17 protein-coding genes are annotated in these 17,152 nt (G+C 67.7%); 10 read left to right on the plus strand and 7 right to left on the minus strand.

What is annotated here, in order from left to right; all coding sequences use genetic code 11:
• Position 1: 1 nt before the first annotated feature.
• From F0U63_RS36515 to F0U63_RS36540, 6 genes are all read left to right on the plus strand, one after another.
• Positions 2-439 carry an ExbD/TolR family protein gene (locus F0U63_RS36515; RefSeq protein WP_395837383.1) on the plus strand — a complete coding sequence of 146 codons (438 nt, stop codon included), beginning with the start codon at positions 2-4 and terminating at the stop codon, positions 437-439.
• The gene (locus F0U63_RS36520) at positions 426-1,226 is read left to right on the plus strand and encodes an energy transducer TonB (protein WP_395837385.1); all 801 of its coding nucleotides are present in this window, start codon (positions 426-428) and stop codon (positions 1,224-1,226) included. The genes F0U63_RS36515 and F0U63_RS36520 overlap by 14 nt, the downstream gene beginning before the upstream one ends.
• A gap of 42 nt (positions 1,227-1,268) precedes the next feature.
• A complete protein-coding gene (epsC, locus tag F0U63_RS36525; RefSeq protein ID WP_395837387.1) occupies positions 1,269-2,114 on the plus strand; it encodes a serine O-acetyltransferase EpsC in 846 nt (281 codons plus the stop codon).
• Between the two features lie 53 nt (positions 2,115-2,167).
• Positions 2,168-3,088 (plus strand): cysteine synthase A, encoded by a 921-nt coding sequence (cysK, locus tag F0U63_RS36530; protein ID WP_395837389.1) that lies wholly within the window; start codon positions 2,168-2,170, stop codon positions 3,086-3,088.
• A 200-nt stretch (positions 3,089-3,288) separates the two neighbouring features.
• Positions 3,289-3,612: a hypothetical protein gene (locus F0U63_RS36535; RefSeq protein WP_395837391.1), complete on the plus strand. Its 324-nt coding sequence runs from the start codon at positions 3,289-3,291 to the stop codon at positions 3,610-3,612.
• Between the two features lie 12 nt (positions 3,613-3,624).
• On the plus strand, positions 3,625-4,251 hold the full coding sequence (locus tag F0U63_RS36540; protein ID WP_395837393.1) for a hypothetical protein: 627 nt from the start codon (positions 3,625-3,627) through the stop codon (positions 4,249-4,251).
• Positions 4,252-4,344: 93 nt separating this feature from the next.
• Here F0U63_RS36540 and F0U63_RS36545 read toward each other — a convergent pair whose 3' ends face one another.
• Positions 4,345-5,625, minus strand: a complete 1,281-nt coding sequence (locus F0U63_RS36545; protein ID WP_395837395.1) for a sensor histidine kinase — start codon at positions 5,623-5,625, stop codon at positions 4,345-4,347.
• A 320-nt stretch (positions 5,626-5,945) separates the two neighbouring features.
• On the opposite strand from F0U63_RS36545, the gene F0U63_RS36550 reads away from it, so the two are divergent.
• Positions 5,946-6,959, plus strand: a complete 1,014-nt coding sequence (locus F0U63_RS36550; RefSeq protein WP_395837397.1) for a hypothetical protein — start codon at positions 5,946-5,948, stop codon at positions 6,957-6,959.
• Between the two features lie 100 nt (positions 6,960-7,059).
• Here the strand turns inward: F0U63_RS36550 and F0U63_RS36555 are convergent, their stop codons facing one another.
• Together F0U63_RS36555 and F0U63_RS36560 are read right to left on the minus strand one after the other, a co-directional pair.
• On the minus strand, positions 7,060-7,446 hold the full coding sequence (locus tag F0U63_RS36555; RefSeq protein WP_395837399.1) for a YkvA family protein: 387 nt from the start codon (positions 7,444-7,446) through the stop codon (positions 7,060-7,062).
• Positions 7,447-7,452: 6 nt separating this feature from the next.
• Positions 7,453-7,926 (minus strand): winged helix-turn-helix transcriptional regulator, encoded by a 474-nt coding sequence (locus tag F0U63_RS36560; RefSeq protein ID WP_395837401.1) that lies wholly within the window; start codon positions 7,924-7,926, stop codon positions 7,453-7,455.
• Positions 7,927-8,068: 142 nt separating this feature from the next.
• Here F0U63_RS36560 and F0U63_RS36565 point away from each other — a divergent pair, with 142 nt between their 5' ends.
• Positions 8,069-9,328 carry an MFS transporter gene (locus F0U63_RS36565; RefSeq protein ID WP_395837403.1) on the plus strand — a complete coding sequence of 420 codons (1,260 nt, stop codon included), beginning with the start codon at positions 8,069-8,071 and terminating at the stop codon, positions 9,326-9,328.
• A 147-nt stretch (positions 9,329-9,475) separates the two neighbouring features.
• The gene (locus tag F0U63_RS36570; RefSeq protein WP_395837405.1) at positions 9,476-9,634 is read left to right on the plus strand and encodes a hypothetical protein; all 159 of its coding nucleotides are present in this window, start codon (positions 9,476-9,478) and stop codon (positions 9,632-9,634) included.
• 133 nt (positions 9,635-9,767) lie between these two features.
• On the opposite strand, the gene F0U63_RS36575 is transcribed toward F0U63_RS36570, so the two are convergent.
• Positions 9,768-11,168 carry an amidase gene (locus F0U63_RS36575; protein WP_395837407.1) on the minus strand — a complete coding sequence of 467 codons (1,401 nt, stop codon included), beginning with the start codon at positions 11,166-11,168 and terminating at the stop codon, positions 9,768-9,770.
• Positions 11,169-11,431: 263 nt separating this feature from the next.
• On the opposite strand from F0U63_RS36575, the gene F0U63_RS36580 reads away from it, so the two are divergent.
• The gene (locus F0U63_RS36580) at positions 11,432-12,634 is read left to right on the plus strand and encodes a C1 family peptidase (RefSeq protein ID WP_395837409.1); all 1,203 of its coding nucleotides are present in this window, start codon (positions 11,432-11,434) and stop codon (positions 12,632-12,634) included.
• A gap of 41 nt (positions 12,635-12,675) precedes the next feature.
• On the opposite strand, the gene F0U63_RS36585 is transcribed toward F0U63_RS36580, so the two are convergent.
• The 3 genes from F0U63_RS36585 to F0U63_RS36595 all read right to left on the minus strand — a co-directional run bounded on the left by F0U63_RS36585 (position 12,676) and on the right by F0U63_RS36595 (position 17,088).
• Positions 12,676-13,821 carry an aminotransferase class V-fold PLP-dependent enzyme gene (locus F0U63_RS36585; RefSeq protein ID WP_395837411.1) on the minus strand — a complete coding sequence of 382 codons (1,146 nt, stop codon included), beginning with the start codon at positions 13,819-13,821 and terminating at the stop codon, positions 12,676-12,678.
• 26 nt (positions 13,822-13,847) lie between these two features.
• A complete protein-coding gene (locus F0U63_RS36590; RefSeq protein ID WP_395837413.1) occupies positions 13,848-14,939 on the minus strand; it encodes a catalase family protein in 1,092 nt (363 codons plus the stop codon).
• Positions 14,940-15,030: 91 nt separating this feature from the next.
• Positions 15,031-17,088, minus strand: a complete 2,058-nt coding sequence (locus tag F0U63_RS36595; protein WP_395837415.1) for a prolyl oligopeptidase family serine peptidase — start codon at positions 17,086-17,088, stop codon at positions 15,031-15,033.
• Between the last annotated feature and the right edge of the window lie 64 nt (positions 17,089-17,152).

Consider the following 17,152-nt stretch of genomic DNA (forward strand, 5'->3'; position numbering starts at 1 on the left):
CATGGCCGGTGGAACCCAACCCCGCGGCGGCATCATCGAGGGCATCAACGTCACCCCGCTCGTCGACATCATGCTCGTGCTGCTCGTCATCTTCATGGTCACCACGAAGCTCGTCGACAGCCCCGCCCTGCCGCTCGACCTGCCCCAGGCCTCCCAGAGCGAGCAGGTGCAGACGGTGCTCGCCATCTCCATCACCGCCAACGGCCAGTTGTGGGTGGATGGCCAGGTGCTCCCGGAAGAAGCCCTGAAGCAGAAGACCCAGGAGGCGCTGGCCCGGGATCCCGAGCTGCGGGCCGTCATCCAGGCGGACGGCTCCGTTCCCCACCGGCTGGTCATCTCCGTGCTCGATCGGCTGAAGGACTCGGGACTCACCCGGGTGGCGTTCGGCACGGTGCAGCCGCCGGCGGCGAGCGAGGGAGACGAGCGTGCGAAGCCCTGAGGAGAGCATCGCGTCCATCATCCTGGGCCCCGTGCGGACGAGGCCCCCGGGCATCCTCGCGGGCGCGGTCCTCGCGACGGTGGTCTTCCATGGCGCCGCGGGCGTGCTCGCCTGGCGGGCGTGGCCCTCGCGGCCGCCCCCCGCCCCCCGCGCCGAGCCCAAGCCGTCCATCAAGGTGGAGCACGTGGTGGACCTGCAACCCCCGGCGCCTCCCGCCCCGCCTCCGCCCGCGCCCCCGCCGGCTCCCGCGCCCCGGGTGGCCCGAGCCCCCGCGCCCGCGAAGGCTCCCCCGCGCGACACGCCCCCGAGCCCGCCGCCCGAGCCCGCCCAGGCCGCCGCGGTCGTCGCGGTGGACGCCGCCGAGGCGCCCCTGGACTTCACGGGCTTCGACATCGTGAGCGGCTCCGCCGAGCGCTACGCCGGCGGCGTGACGGCCTCCAACGGACGCTCCACGAAGGCCGTTGCCGGCTCGGCCGCCGAGGCCACCGGCCCCGCCACCCCGGGCAGGGCCCGGTCCGTCCAACTGCCCGCGCGCAACTGGAGCTGCCCCTGGCCCCGCGAGGCGGACGCCCTGCGCATCGACGAGCAGACGGTCGTCCTGCGCGTCGTCGTCACCCCGGAGGGCCGGGTCACCTCGGCCGAGCTGCTGTCGGATCCCGGCCACGGCTTCGGGCAGGCGGCGCTCGCCTGTGCCCGGGAGGTGCGCTTCGACGCCGCCCTGGACGCCGAGGGACGGCCCTACCTGGCCACCTCTCCGCCCATCCGCGTGCGCTTCACGCGCGGCTGAGCCATGGCGAGCCCCGGCGGACGTGGTTAGTCTCGTCGGCCCATGGCGGAACCCAACGCTCGGCTCATCCAGACGCTCATCGAGGCGCGCCAGCGCCACTGCTTCCCTCCGGACGTGCGTGCCTCCGCGCCCGAGTTCATCGACAAGGTACTGGCGCTGCTCTTCCCCCACTTCTCCCAGCGTCCCGACTGTAGCGCCGTGGGTGTGCGCTCCGAGGTCGCGGTGCTCGAGGCGGTGCTCACGCGGGTGATGGACACGCTCGCGCCCCGCTACCCCGTGCCCTCGCGCGACATCCCCCAGCGCTTCATGGACATGCTGCCGGAAATCTACGAGTGGCTGCGCCAGGACGCCGACGCCATCTTCGAGGCGGACCCGGCGGCGCGCAGCGTGGACGAGGTCATCCTCACCTACCCGGGCTTCTACGCCATCGCCATCTATCGCCTGGCGCATGCCCTGCACGGCCTCGGCTTCCCCCTGCTGCCCCGGCTCCTCACCGAGCTGGCCCACCAGCGCACCGGCGTCGACATCCACCCCGGCGCCACCATCGGCCGGCGCTTCGTCATCGACCACGGCACCGGCGTCGTCATCGGCGAAACCACCGTCATCGGCGATCGGGTGAACATCTACCAGGGCGTCACCCTGGGCGCGCTCCAGGTGGAGAAGGCCCTCGCGGACAAGAAGCGCCACCCCACCATCGAGGACGACGTCGTCGTCTACGCCAACGCCACCATCCTCGGCGGCGACACCGTGGTGGGCCGCGGCAGCGTCATCGCCGGCAACGCCTTCATCACCCAGAGCATCCCCCCTGAGTCCATGGTGACCCGCCGCAGCGAGGTCCGCGCCCGGCAGGGGAAGACGGAATTCGACGAGCTGGAATACCACATCTGATATGGCGGATATTCGTCTAGGCTAACGGAATCATTCCTGGAGGAGCCGAACCCATGAAGGCCCAGAACATCCTCGAGACGATTGGCAACACGCCCCACGTGCGCATCAACCGGCTGTTTCCCTCGCGGGTCCAAGTGTACATGAAGCTGGAGCGGGCCAACCCGGGCGGCAGCATCAAGGATCGCATCGCGCTGGCGATGATCGAGGACGCCGAGAAGCGAGGCGTGCTCCAGAAGGACAGCGTCATCATCGAGCCCACGTCGGGCAACACGGGAATCGGGCTCGCCATGGTGGCGGCGGTGAAGGGCTACAAGCTCATCCTGGTGATGCCCGATTCGATGAGCATCGAGCGGCGGCGGTTGATGGCGGCGTACGGGGCCACCTTCGAGCTGACGCCGCGGGCGCAGGGCATGAAGGGCGCCATCGCCAAGGCGCAGGAGCTCGTGGCGGCCAACCCCAAGGCGTGGATGCCGCAGCAGTTCGAGAACGAGTCGAACATCGAGGTGCACAAGCGCACCACGGCGCAGGAGATCCTCAAGGACTTTCCCGAGGGGCTGGACTACCTGGTGACGGGCGTGGGCACGGGCGGGCACATCACCGCGTGCGCCGAGGAGCTCAAGAAGCACTGGCCGAAGCTGCAGGTGTTCGCGGTGGAGCCGACCAAGTCGCCCGTCATCAGCGGCGGCCAGCCCGGGCCCCACCCCATCCAGGGCATCGGCGCGGGCTTCATCCCGAAGAACCTCCACAAGGAGGCGCTCACCGGCACCATCCAGGTGGCGGAGGAGGCGGCGTTCGAGTTCACCAGGCGCTCGGCGCGTGAGGAGGGAATCTTCGTGGGCATCTCCTCGGGAGCGGCGCTGGCGGCGGTGAACCAGAAGCTGCCGGAGATTCCGGATGGCAGCCGGGTGCTGTGCTTCTGCTACGACACGGGCGAGCGCTACCTCTCCATCGAGAACCTCTTCCCGGCGCAGTAGCGCCTCCACGGACAGAGTCGCGGTGAGAGCCCCGGACGCCCTCAGGCGTGCCGGGGTTTTCTTTTGCGCCCGCTCTCCCTCGCGGGAATTGGAAGTGTCACGGAAGGTGTCAAAGAACTCGTTTAGGCGCCGAATCCCCTACGAGTTGTCCCCTACGAATTGTCTGACACCTTTACAGAGCCGAGGACAAGGTGGGGGACATGCTTCAGGAGGCCGTCACCAAGGCCGCGAGAGAGTGGGGGCCCGACAAGCTCTCGCTCAGCGAGGTCGCCGCCATCGAAAAGGCGAAGAAAAATGGCGAGTATTGGCTGGCGCGACTGCTGGAGCGCGAGGCCCGGGGGCGTTTCGTGCACGAAGAGATCAAGGCCCAGATGAGAGGGAACCTTCGGTTCAAACACCAGGGAGTGGACGTGGTTGACCTGAAGACGGGCCACCAGTACGAGATTCTCTCCGGTACGGAGTCGAATCTGGCGCGTCACGGCAGGCGCATGGCGGGCGAGTTCTTCCGGATGCTCACCTTCTAACAAGGAGCAATCATGGGGTGGCTGGAGAACGTCCTCATTGAGGACAAAGAGATTGCAAACGCGCAACTGGAGTTGACGGACAAGAATTCGCTCTATTTCCTTGGTCCCAACCTGTCGCTTAGAAACTGCACCGTCATACTGAAGGTCTCCGCCAGGAACTTGATCATCATTGGAGCGCGGTTCATTGACTGCACCTTCGAGGTGAAACAGGAGCTGAAGAACCACCAACAATGGGTGAAAGCATCCCTCAAGGGGTGCCGCTTCACGGGGCGCTTGACGGGGTGTGACTTCGGACACTGGCCCGGCTACGGCACAGGTTGGGAGCACGGGGCCATCGAGGACTGCGACTTCACCGAGGCCCGTCTGGATGGCTGCCGTATCATGGGTTCGGACCCTGCCACCATTCGCTTTCCCAGGTGGCCCTGCTTCACCATCCTGGACCCCATCGGGCGAGCCCACGAACTCAATAGGGTCCAGTGGCCGGGTGCCCATGGCGACATCATCCCGGACACACTCATCAAGAACCCACCAAGCACCAGAGCCCTGACCTACTACGCTCCCGCTTCCGCTAAGTTGCTCGAAACGACACCCGAAGAGCTCCGGGCCGTCATCGAGAAGTTCGACTGCATCGTCTACTGACCCGAACCAAGCATAGACGACTCGGGCACCTACTGGAGCCAGTTCTACAAGGTCTGGAAGATCGCGAAGTAGCCCGGCGCTGGGCCCTCCTATTCAATCCCTGTCTCCCTGGACGGGAAGCTCGATGCACAGACGGGCGCCGCCCTCCGGGCGGTTGCTCGCGGTGAGCTGGCCTCCAAACTGAGCCACCAGATCTCTCGACAGAGTGAGGCCCAGCCCCGTGCCCTTCTCGGGCCCCTTCGTCGTGAAGAAGGGCTCGAAGAGCCGGGGCAACACGTGGGGGGCGAAGCCCGGTCCATTGTCCTCGATGAGGAGCACCGCGCGCCCCTCCTCGCCGAGCCCTCGCACCCAGACCTCGCCGTCACGCGCTCCGTGCTCCTCCAGGGCATCGCCCGCGTTGACCAGCAGGTTGAGCACCACCTGCACCAGCCGTTGCCGCACCACGAAGACCGTCGGCAGCGACTCCGGCACATCCACCCGCAGCCGCACCACGTGCTTGAGCCGGAGCGACGCCAGCTTCACGGCATCTCCCACCACATCCGACAGGGAACACTCCGTGGGCTCCCGCACATCCATGCGCGCGAAGCCCCTCAGGTCCGCGACGACCTGGCGGATGTGCCGCACCCCTTCCCGTGTCTCCTCGAGCACCTCGGCCAACTCCTCTGGCGACGTCTCGCCCGGATGCCGCAGCGCCTCGCGCACGAAGTCGACGTTGGACCCCACATAGGCCAGGGGGTTGTTGATCTCATGGGCCACGTCCGACGCCAGCCGCCCGAGCGCCGCCAGCTTCTCCGTCTGGGCCCGGCGGTGCTCACTGACGGCCAGCAGCTCCAGGGACTCGCGCCGGGCACGCTCGAGCCGCACTTCCTGCTCCGAGCCCTGCGTCAGCCGCACCTGTTGGGCGAGGTAGGTGAAGAACAGGGTAATGGCCAGCACGATGCTCATGCGAAAGAGCGCCTCGAGCAGGTGGTGCTCCGGCATCCACCCGAGCACGAAGGTCCCCACGGAGCCCACCGCTCCGCCCAGCAGGCCCGCCCGCGCGCTGCGCCGGTACATCAAGCAGTTGGCCAACGGCAGCACTGGCACCAGGACGAAGTAGGGGCTCTGGGTGCCCCCCGTCATCCCAACGAGCCCCACCACACTGCACGCGATGACTCCGACGTGCAGGTCCTCGATCCACCGCGCCCAGGGCTCGGGGAGCTCGGAGCTGAAGGCCGAGTAGCCCAGCAGCGACAGCGCCCAGAGCAGACGGAATCCCAGCGTCCAGGCACTGGAACCGCCCAGCATCAGCACGTCCAGACCGTAGAAGCCCAGGATGATGACGGCCAACACCCTGGCGGTCCGCTTGCTCCACATCCCCCTCGTCGCGGTCACCCCTCTCCTCCCAATAACGGAATGTTAGCACTCCAAGGACTGGCGTCATGGGAAGAGCTCCGGGCCCAGACGAGGAGCCCAGGGAGAACAGCCGGCCCCTGGGGTCCGCGCGAGAGCATGAAGGCCGCGAGCGGAGGGAGTACCCAAGGAGAGGAAGAGGGCCTTCCTCGCACGCTCGCGCGGCACCCACACCAGGCTTGAGGGACGCCATCCACCAGCGGTGTGGGGTGTGACAGCGCACACGAGTTCGGAGTGCGGCGGATCACATCGCTCGTGAACAGGGATTGGCAGGCTTTGCTCCACCACGAATGGAGAGAGTCATGCAGACAGCGTCTCATTGGAACCGGTATCCCGAACTGCCCACGACCGGCCACGAGAACCACGCGGCGGCCTGGCGGGAGACGCTCGACGCGTTGCGTTCCATCCAACTCCCTCCGCTGGTGGAGCGCTCCATCGCCGCTTACGAGGAGGTGGGCCACCGTGGCGCCTTCCTCTGGCGCTGGTGCTGGCGCGGAGTGGAGGAGACGTGCCTGCCATTGGTTCCCGCGGAGTGGAAGGAGCACCTGCTCACCACCAAGCTGCTGGCCATCATCCTCAACGTGCTGCTGGACGACCTGGCGGACCAGCGGGGCTCGGAGGCGCTCCTGGAGAAGGCCCTGTCCATCCCCTTCCATCCCCAGGGAAGGGCCGCGCCCGCGCCGGAAGTGCCGCCCGAGGAGCGGCGCTACTTCGCGCTCATCGCCGACCTGTGGCACGCCATCGAGGAGCGCGTGCGCGAGCTGCCGCACCACCAGACCTACCGTGCGCTCTACGTCTTCGACTACCAGCAGGTCTTCAACAGCATGCGCCATTCCGTGCTCACGCGGAACTGGCCGGCCCTGCACAACCTGGCGGAGAACCGGGCGTACTCCCCGCACAACATGAACATGATGGTGTTCGCCACGCTGGATTTGATGGCGGCGCCGGTGGAGCCCGTGGAGCTGGGAACCCTCCGCGAGGCCGTGTGGTACGCGCAGAGCATGGGGCAGATCGCCAACATGACGGCCACCTGGCGGCGCGAGGTGGCGGCCCGGGACTTCGCCAGCCGGGTGTTCGTCCAGGCCCTGGATGCGGGCGTGGTGACGGCCGAGCAACTCCAGTCCCTGCCCCCGGAGGAACTCACCTCCCGCATCGAGTCCTCCGGAATGGAGGAGCGGCTGCTGGCCGAGTGGCGTGAGCAGCGCCAGCGGTTGGGGGTGATGATGGACCGGGTGCGCTCCTTCGACATGGCCCACCTGATCCGAGGCGTGGACACCCTGCTCGGCATGCACCTGGCCGCGCGAGGGTTCATTTGAACCCATCGCTCCCCGAGCGCACCGCGCCCATGGGATGCCGCGGTGCTTCCTCGTGCCACGCACAATCGAAGCCAAGGTCTGTCGCCTTGGCAAGGGCCTGTCAGGGAGCCCGGCGCCACCACCACCGCACGAGCAAGAACCCGAGCGCCGCCCAGAGAGCAAGGATGAGGGCTCCAGCCATCCAGTTCGTCTTGCGCGGGCGAGCCTCTCGAAGGGCCCGCTCCCGGCACTCCGCGAGCACCGCGGGAGGGATGAGCCGGCGGACGAGCAGGATGCCCAGGGGGAGAAGAATCAGATCGTCGAGGTAGCCCAGGACGGGGATGAAGTCCGGGATGAGGTCCACGGGACTCAGGGCATACGCGACCACCGCCGCCGCCAGGAGCTTCGCGTACCACGGCACCTCGGGGTGCCGGACCGCGAGGAGCAACGCCGCCACCTCCGTCTTGAGTGCCCGAGCCTTCTGCTTCCACCGCGCCAAGGCCTTCATCTCGAATCAGTTCTCGGAGGCCTCGCGGCGCGACCGCTTCGTTGCCGCCGGGCCGCGTCGTTTTGGAGAGGAGGACGGGCTCTTCCTCACCGTCGTATCCGTCCAGCCGAGGACTCGTCCATCCGAGGACCGGAGCTCCAGCCTCTCGACGGGCCTGCCCGACTCGTTGTCGACCAACAGGGAGCGCGCCTCACCCGGGGCATAGAGATACTGCTCGCCCCATTGGCGCAAGCTCACCACGACGTGGAAGAGGGCGCGTCCCTTCTCCGTCAGCAGATACTCTTGATAAGCGCTGCCGTCCGAAGCCGGTGCGAGCCGAAGGATCTCCAAGGCGACCAGGTTGCGCAGGCGCGTCGTCAAGATGCCCTTGGCCACGCCGAGACTCTTCTGGAACTCGCCAAAGCGTCTCATGCCGTCAAACGCATCGCGGATGATCAGCAGCGACCACCAATCGCCGATCGCATCCAGCGACCGCGCCACCGGGCACTCCGCTCCACTCAGACGAGTCCGCTTCATCGGGGTGACACTCCAACGGTCAGCACATCTGGTTCCAAGATAGGACTGGACAGCTCCTCGCGCAACTGGTCCTATGACAGGACCACTTGACACGAATGGAGCCGGGATGGGACTCGGACAAGAGGCAGGGCCGCGTGGAGAGAGCCATGCCCGGACGGAGGACGAGGCAAGCGCCCGGTGCATCGAGGCGAGGAGTCCAGCAACAACCGGGCTGACTCCGGGCGTCCAACTGCTCTTCGCGCTCGCGGCGGGGCTCAGCGTCGCGAATATCTATTACGCCCAGCCGCTCCTCGATGCGATGGCGCGCGATTTCTCCATCCGCCCCGCCTCCATCGGGATCGTCGTGACCGTCACCCAGATGGGCTACGCACTGGGATTGTTGTTCATCGTGCCGCTGGGCGATCTGGTCGATCGCCGCCGGCTGATCGTCGGCCAGGGACTGTTGTCCGCGCTGGCATTGGTTGGCGTGGGCAGCGCCCCCACGGCGACCGTGCTGTTGGTGGGAATGATCATCGTCGGCCTGCTCGCCGTGGTCGTGCAGGTGCTCGTCGCCTTCGCCGCGGCCCTGGCCTCTTCCGACGAACGCGGGCGCGTGGTCGGGACGGTTACGAGCGGGGTCGTCATCGGCATCCTGCTGGCCCGTTTCGTCTCCGGGCTGCTCGCGGACCTCGGCGGATGGCGTTCGGTCTATCTCACGTCCGCGGGTTTGAGCCTGGTCATGGCCGCCTTGCTGTACAGGGTCCTCCCGCGCCATGAGAGGACAAGCGCCGCCCCGCCCTACCCTGAACTCGTGCGCTCCGTTTTCGTGCTGTTTCGCGAGGAGCCGCTCCTGCGCGTTCGCGCCGTGCTCGCCCTGCTGATCTTCGCCACCTTCAGCGTGTTGTGGACCTCCATGGTGCTGCCACTCAGCGCGCCGCCGATTTCGCTCTCCCACACCGGAGTCGGCTTGTTCGGCCTCGCCGGCGTGGCTGGAGCCATTGGCGCCGGTCGGGCAGGCCGCCTCGCGGATCGCGGCTGGGGCCAATGGACGACGGGGGCGGCCCTCGCGCTGATGCTGGTGGCGTGGTTGCCCATCGCCTTCACCCACTCGTCACTGTGGGCGCTGGCGGCCGGAGTGGTCATTCTCGATCTGGCCATCCAGGCGGTCCACGTCACCAACCAGAGCATGATCCTCGCCGTGCGCCCGGATGCCCGCAGCCGGCTCATCGGTGGCTACATGGTCTTCTACTCCATCGGCAGCGCCAGCGGCTCCATCACCTCGACCCTGATCTATGCGTGGGCAGGCTGGTCCGGCGTCTGCGCACTGGGGGCCGCGATCAGCATGACTGCCCTGCTGTTCTGGGCGGCGACGCGACATGTCACGTGAGCAATCCTTGCCATCCTCTCGAGCGGAACCGAGGTGGTGAAGAGGGCGGCCCGCCGCGGCTTGAGCCAGCACGCATTGACACGGAGCCCCCACACGCGGTGTGCTGGAGGCCCCAACCGCTGAGGGTTGGCTCAATGGAGGTGTTCCATGACGAAGAAGAACGTGGTGATGGTTGCCGTGTTGCTCGCTGGGGTGCTGGGTGGCGGGACGGCAGCGCTGGCGTTCTCGCGCTCTGAGATGGCTCCCTGCCCCGTGGACTTCACCTGTCGCGACAAGAACGGCCGTTGCATCCCCTGCCCGGAATAGTGACACCCGCGCGAGTCGCTCCGGCACCAGGCATCGACCCGCGCCAGAATTGGAGACGGACCAGGCGCGCGAGGGGAATTGCCTTCACGCGCCTGCCCGGAGGACTGTTCCACCTGGATGCGTCCCGCTTCAGTCAGAAGAGCACGGGAATCGAATAGGGCGCCCAACGATCCTTCCACGGGCGTGCCTGCTCGAGCTGGTACGCGAGCCCGAGCAGCAACGCATCGGCACCGGGCGCCGCGGCGAAGTGTGTGCCGATAGGCTGCCCGTCCTCCGGAAAGTGAAGGGGCACGGACATCCCGGGACAACCCGCGATGTTCTGGATGGGCGTGTATCCCAGGGTACGCCCCGTGCGGCGGAGCAGCTCCTCTCGCCCGAAAATCGGAGAGAGGTGCCCGATGCGCCACGGCTCGGTGGCGATCGTCGGAGTGAGCACCACGTCGTACCCTCGGGTCGCCTCGCCATAGGCGCGCACCGCGCGCGCGAAGGCGGCACGCGCCCGTGGCAGCGCGTCGGGACCGCGCGCGAGGAAGGTCTCGACCAGCGCCCAGGTGAACGGCTCGAGTTCGTCCTGTTGCACGGGCTCGTCGCGCGCCTGATCGATCCTCTCGATGACGTCCGCGACGGCCGCGCCCGAAACGAGGAAGAACGCATCGCCCAGCTCGGGACCGTCGAAGAGGGGCGGAGAGATTGGCTCGACTCCATGGCCGAGCTCGGTGAGCAGCGCCACCGCCTCATCGTAGGCGCGGCGCACCTTGGGCTCCGGCTCCTCGCCCATCGCCGTACGCGTCCAGGCCGCGATGCGCAGCTTGCGCGCAATCGGATCGCGCACGAAGCCGACGGGCGCATCACTCGAGCGATCCTCGGTGAGCGAGAGGAACAGCGCGCTGTCACGCACCGAGCGGCTGATGCAGTGATCGCTCGTCATGTCGCCGAAGTCCGAGCTGGCGAAGCTCGCGGGCACCGTGCGGCCACGGCTCGGCTTGAAGCCGAAGAGACCACATGCCGACGCGGGGATGCGAAGCGAACCGCCCCCGTCGTTGGCGTGCGCGAGCGGAACGAGCCCCGCGGCGACGGCGACCGCGCTGCCGCCGGACGAGCCCGTGGCCGAGCAGGCGAGGTCCCACGGATTGTGCGTCACGCCCTCGAGCAGCGTCTCGGTGCTGGCGAGCAATCCGAACTCCGACATCGCGCTCTTGCCGACGCACACGAGTCCCGACTCCTCGAGCCGTCGACCGTAGGGCGTCTGCTGCTGGGTGACGTTGGCCGCGAACAGCCGCGAGCCCATCGACCACCGCAGACCTGGCCAGGGCGTGGAGTCCTTCACCAGGAAGGGCACTCCGGAGAACGGCCCCGACCCCACCGGACGGGGGCGCTCGCGAGCGACCGTGACGACCGGACGCAACAAGGGGTTCAACGCGTCGATGCGCGCCAGGCACGCGTCGAACAACTCGGCCGCCGAGACCTCACCCCGAGCACACAGCTCCGCCTGCGCCATGCCATCGAGGCGAGCGAGCGACGCCAGCTCCGTCATCGGTCAGCCCCTTTCTGAAACGGAAACGAGAGGTTCGTGGTCGCCATCATGTTCAGGGCCTCGCTGGAGGTACCGCCCCCCGACTTCGTCGAGGACCTGCTCCGGTTCCTATCACAACTGCCCAGGATCCACCGTCCTGGCAGTGATCAAGCTCACGTATTCGCCGTGAGCGTGATCACACCTCTGGAGCCGCGCTCCAAGTAGGAAGGCGAGCACCAGACGGACGAAGGATACGCCGTCTGCTGCCGGAGCGAGCCATGCGAATGATGCGGCTGAAGGTGTTGAGCGCGGTGCTGGGCTTCTTGTGCACTGGATGTGTGTCTCTACATCCGAGCAGGGATGATGGCCACGTCCAGAGTGGCAACGCCATCAAGCCACCGGAGTTCGCGTTCGATCAGTCACTCTGCCGCAAGCAGTGCGCTGCCGAGCGGATGATGAGCGACGACAATTACTGTGGCACCGACAAGAAAACCTACACCGCGTGCGCGTGGGAGTGTGGCGATGTTCCCCCTGGTATCAGCGTGTGGCCCGAAGCCTGTCAGGCAGACGGTTCGCCCGCGCCCGGCTCGCCAGCCGAACCCGCCGATGGCGATTTGGTGTGTGGCTACATGCGGGTCAACGATGATTGGGTCGCCACCTCGTGCTCGGAAGACCTCGTCGACATGGTGGAGGCCAGGAGCGCCGCGGGTGCACCGGCGGTCCACTGGCGGGAAGTATCGTCGCTGAGGGTGTTCCCCAATGGTGTCGACCACAGGCCGGGGCTCGGCCCGATCAAGAAGCAGGGAGATGCGGCAACGTGCACCGCGTTCGCCACCGTCGCGGCGATCGAATCGGCACTCCGTGCGAAAGGGCACAAATACCCGCTGAGCGAGATGCATTTGTGGGCACGCTATCACCAGCCCTATACGCACATGGCACTCACCGCGGCGAGCAAAGGTGGACTCGTCGCCGATTACATCGCGAAACAAAACGGCTTTGGCTACGATCCAAAGCTCGCTACCGCTTGGGAAAAAGGACCCGTTGAACTCGATGCGAACAGCAGTGCGACACTCGCGAGGCTCGACAAGCTCAGCAGGTTCCGAGTGGAGTCGATTGAGGCCATCACACCGCCAGCGAACCTACGGCACCCGACGACCGATCAGCTCGCCACCGCGCTCGCACAAGGACGAGACATCGTCGTGTCTGTCTACATGTCCTCCGGCATTTGGGAGCATGTCGGCGAGAACGGCATCATCCCCGAGTACAACCTCGACGCACGCAACGGTCACGCAATGCTCGCGGTGGGCTACATGTGGATCCACGGCATCCGCTATTTCATCCTGCGCAATTCGTGGGGTGACAGACAAGGCAATGCCGGCTACTTCTACATGTCCGAGCTGACGCTCAATGCGAACATGCTCGACGGTGCCCCCTGTTTCTCCGTGCAAGTACAAGCAGAGGTGTTCGCACCGGCCTCTGCCCCCTGACCGTCAAGAGCGCCCCGGTCTCCCCGCCCCCGCCTGAGCGCTCACCGTCCGGAGAAGTCGCGCACGAGCGCCACGACCCGGTCCACCTCGGAGGGCTGGATGTAGAAGTGGGGCGAGAGGCGGATGCGGCCCCGGCGCAGGGAGAAGCTCACGAGGTGCTCGGTGAGGTGCGCGGCGAGCGCCTTCACATCCCCCCGAGGAGGCAGGAAGGTGAGGATTCCCGCGCGGTGCTCGGGGGTGGGGCCGGTGGAGCACCCCAGGGCACGCAGCTCCGCGTCCGCGTGGACGAGCAGCTCGCGGATGCGCGCCGCAACGGCGTCCATCCCCACCTCCAGCAGCAGGCCCAGGGCGGCGTGGAGCGCGTAGATGCCCGCGTAGTTGAGGCTGCCCTCCTCGAACCTGCTGGCGTCCGGGCGCAGCTCGAAGTGGGACCGGTTGAAGTTCCAGAGGTCGGTGGTGGAGCGCCAGCCGACGAGCACGGGCCGCACCCGCGGCAACACGTTCCGGTCCACGTAGAAGAAGCCGATGCCCGCCATGCCAATCATCCACTTGTGGCTGTCGGCGCTGAGGAAGTGGATGCGGCACTTCTTCACGTCCACGGGGATGCAGCCCACGCTCTGGATGCCATCCACGCAGAAGAGGACGCCCGCGCGCTCGCACAGCGCGCCAATCGCCTCCAGGTCCGTGCGGTGGCCCGAGGCGAACTGCACGGAGCTCACGGCGACGAGCCGGGTACGGGGGGTAATCGCGGCGGCCACGGCCTCGGGGGTCACCCCCCCCTCGTGCGCCTCGATCTCCCGCACGCTCACGCCGCGGTCGCGCAGGTGCAGCCAGGGATAGACGTTGGAGGGGTACTCGATGGACGTGGCGACGGCGACCTCGTCCCCGGGGCGCCAGTCGAGTCCCTCGGCGACGAGGCCGAGCCCATGCCCCGTGTTGCGCACGAAGGCGATCTCCTCGGGCTCGGCGCCGATGATGCGGGCGGCGAGCGCCCGGGTGGCCTCGGTGCGCGCCTCCCAACCCCGCTCGTAGCGCACGCCGTGCAGCAGCAGATCCTCCGACCACTCCCGCATGGCGGTGGCGGCCCGCTGGCTCGTGGGCGAGACGCCCGCGTGGTTGAAGGCGAGCTGCTCACGCACGATGGGGAACTCGGAGCGGTAGGCATCGAAATCAGGGGACGGAGCCATGGCCCGTCACCCTACTCCGCCCCGAATCAGGCCGGAATGTCCGAGATGTCCCGGGGCTCCACGCGCGGGCGCACGTTCATCTCGTGCCGGAAGCGGGAGGACGCCTCATAGGCCATGCGCCGCACGCGCATGATGGAGCCCAGCGGGCGATGCGCCTCGAGGCAGTGCCAGGGGTTGAAGGACAGCACATCATCGGCGTAGACGCGGCGCGCGGGGCTGTAGGCGTCCTGACGGGGCAGGGAGATCCTCGCGATGGGCTGGTGGGGCGACAGGCTCTCGGGCCACTCGACCGAGGCGTCCTCCACCGGCATGCGCTCCAGGTCCGTGCAGAGCTGGGCCCTCAATTCGTACTCCGCCGAGTGCGAGTCGAAGAAGGCGGTGACGAGGTCGCGCACGCCCGAGGACGGATCATCGATGTCGAGTTCCCTGCCCGTGAGCCGCTGGAGTTCCGGGGACAAGGGGGCGGCGCTGAACTTCGCGAGGTAGTCCCCGAAGCGCAGCGCGGCCATGCTGTGGAACGTCTCCCCCAGCGGATGGGTGTTGCGCACCGCCAGGGCCTTCACCGTCTCGTTGTGGACGCCGGCCAGCCCCAGCACCTTGTGGGCACCCCGCGCGAGCGTGGAGGTGAGCTGCTTGGAGAACTCGGAAGCGGAGCCACGGCTCTCGGCGAACTGCTGGACCCGCCAGTAGGAGGCCACATCCCCGAACGGGATGACGGGATGATTGACCAGCAGGAAGTCCTGGGTCTTCTCGTCCCGGTGCTCCGGCAGGACCTTGGTCCCCTCCACGCCCAGCAGCTTGATGGCCATGCCCCGTTGGGTCGCGATGCGATCGCTCTGCAGGTCTCCCGGCGCCGAGGAGAAGCGCACCACGATGGGGTAGCTGCGTGGCTGGGCGAAGACGCCCTGGCGCAGGTGCTCCGGCAGGCCATCGAGCACGGTCAACGTGCCAACGAGCACCCCATGGCTCTTGGCGTGCGCGTCGCGGTGGGCATGGCGGTGGCGCTCGAAGTGAGCGCGGTTCACCCGGCCCATCGACGCGACGATCTTCTGGATCAGCGCGTCCTCGTCCGCCTGACGGACCTCCACGGAATCGGTGTAGCGAATGTAGTGCGTCATCTCGGGTATGCCTCCACGCCTCGGGCCAGACGGCAGAGTGGAGGAACCCGCGGCGGAACTCTGTCGCGGCGGCGACAGAGCCCCGAGAAAGCTACTTCGCCGTCTTCGCCTTGGGCGCCGGGTTCTTCGTCCACTGGTCCAACCAGCTCAGCACCTCGTCATGCCACTGCAGGCTGTTGGCGGGCTTGACCACCCAGTGGTTCTCGTCCGGGAAGTAGAGCAGCTTGGAGGGGATGCCCCGTCGCTGCAGCACGGTGAAGGTGGACAGGCCCTGCGTGTCCACCACGCGGAAGTCCTGCCCGCCGTGGATGACCAGCATGGGCGTCTTCCACTTCGCCACGTGATCGACCGGGTTGTGCCTGGTGAAGCCCTCGGGCTTCTCCCACGGCGTGCCCCCGTGCTCCCACTCGGGGAACCACAGCTCCTCGGTGTTGAAGTACGCCATCTTCTCGTCGAGGTTGCCGTCGTGGTTCACCAGGCAGCGGAAGCGCTCGGGCTCCTGGCTCGCGAGCCAGTTGATCATGTAACCGCCATAGCTCGCGCCCAGCGCGCACACCCGGCCCGCGTCCATGAAGGAGTAGCGAGCGAGCGCGGCCTCCAGCCCCTTGCGCAGATCCTCCAGGGGCTTGCCGCCCCAGTCGCCGCTGATGGAGTCGGTGAAGGCCTGGCCGTAGCCCGTGGAGCCGTGGAAGTCGACCATCACCGCCACGTAGCCCCGGCCCGCGTACGTCTGCGGGTTCCACCGGTAGTGGAAGTGGTTGCCGAAGCTGCCCTGGGGACCGCCGTGGATGAGGAAGGCCACCGGGTACTTCTTCTTCGGATCGAAGTCGACGGGCTTCACCACGAAGGCGTGCACCTTCTCGCCATTCCAACCCGGGAAGGAGAACTGCTCGAAGTCGCCGAAGCGGATGCGCGCCAGGGCGTCCGCGTTGACGCGCGTGAGCTGGCGCGGCTCGCTCCCATCCGCGCCCATCACGTACAGGTCCGCGGGCGACTTGAGATCATCGCGCAGGAAGACGACGCGGCCATCCGGCAGGGCGCGGGGATCAGAAATGCTTCCCTGACCCATGAGCGTGCGCACCTGACCGCTCGCCACCTCCAGGGAGAAGAGGGGCTGCTGCCCCATGTCCGCCGCGGTGGCGAGCAACGACTTGCCGTCCGCGCTCCAGGTGAGTGCGCCCACCGAGTGATCCCACGACTCGGCGAGGACGCGCTCCGGGCCCTCCGGCCACGCGCGCAGCACCACGCGCAGCCGGTCCGACTCGAAGCCCGGACGCGACATGGCGAGGTAGGCGAGCGTCTTGCCATCCGGGCTGAACACGGGCTGGGTGTCCGTGGCGCGGTTCTTCTCGGTGAGCTTGCGCGGCTTGCCGGGACGCTCCACGGACGCGAGGAAGAGATCCAGGTCCGTGCTCCACGCCTCCGTGCGGCCCACGTCACGCGCGGTGAAGACGAGCCCCTTGCCATCCGGAGTGAAGGTGAACTCCTCCGGGCCGCCGAAGGGCTTGCTGGGACCGTCCGCGTCCATGCCCGCCATCACGTCGCGCGGGGCGGCGGAGCCATCCACCGGGAGCACGAAGAGGTGCGAGCGCCGGCCATCCGCCCAGGAGTCCCAGTGCCGGAAGAAGAGCTGATCATAGACGCGGCCCGTGGTCTTCTTCTGCGCCTGCTCCTTCTGACGCTGGGGGGTGCACTCCAGCGTGGGGCAGTCGGGGTAGACCTCCAGGGCCACGGCGAGCATCCGCCCATCGCGAGACAGGCGGAAGGCGCTCACGTCCAGGGGCAGCTTCGTGACGGCGCGTGACTCCCCCCCGTCCAGGGGCATGAGGAACACCTGGCTCGAGCCGCCCCGCGAGGAGAGGAAGAAGAGGCTCTGACCATCGGGGCTCCAGGTGGGCTGCCCCTCGCTCTCCGGGGTGAAGGTGAGCTGGCGCGGGGAAGTCCCATCCGTGTTGACGAGCCAGAGATCGGTGCGGCCGCGGTTGGCCTCCAGGTCCGTGGTGCGCAGCACGAAGGCGATGCGCTTGCCATCCGGAGACACGCTCGGATCCTGGATCCGGCGCATCATCACCTGATCCTGGGCGGTATAGGGCTGAGAGGCGGTGGGCGCGGCGGTCAGGGCGAGCGCCGCGAAGAGGGAGAGGGTCAAAGGGGGTCCTCCGTACGGGTCAACCCGTCACGCCCCGGACCAGGCCGGGGCGCGCGGCGACGGG

This window comes from Cystobacter fuscus, assembly GCF_044360685.1.
Taxonomy (GTDB): domain Bacteria; phylum Myxococcota; class Myxococcia; order Myxococcales; family Myxococcaceae; genus Cystobacter; species Cystobacter fuscus_C.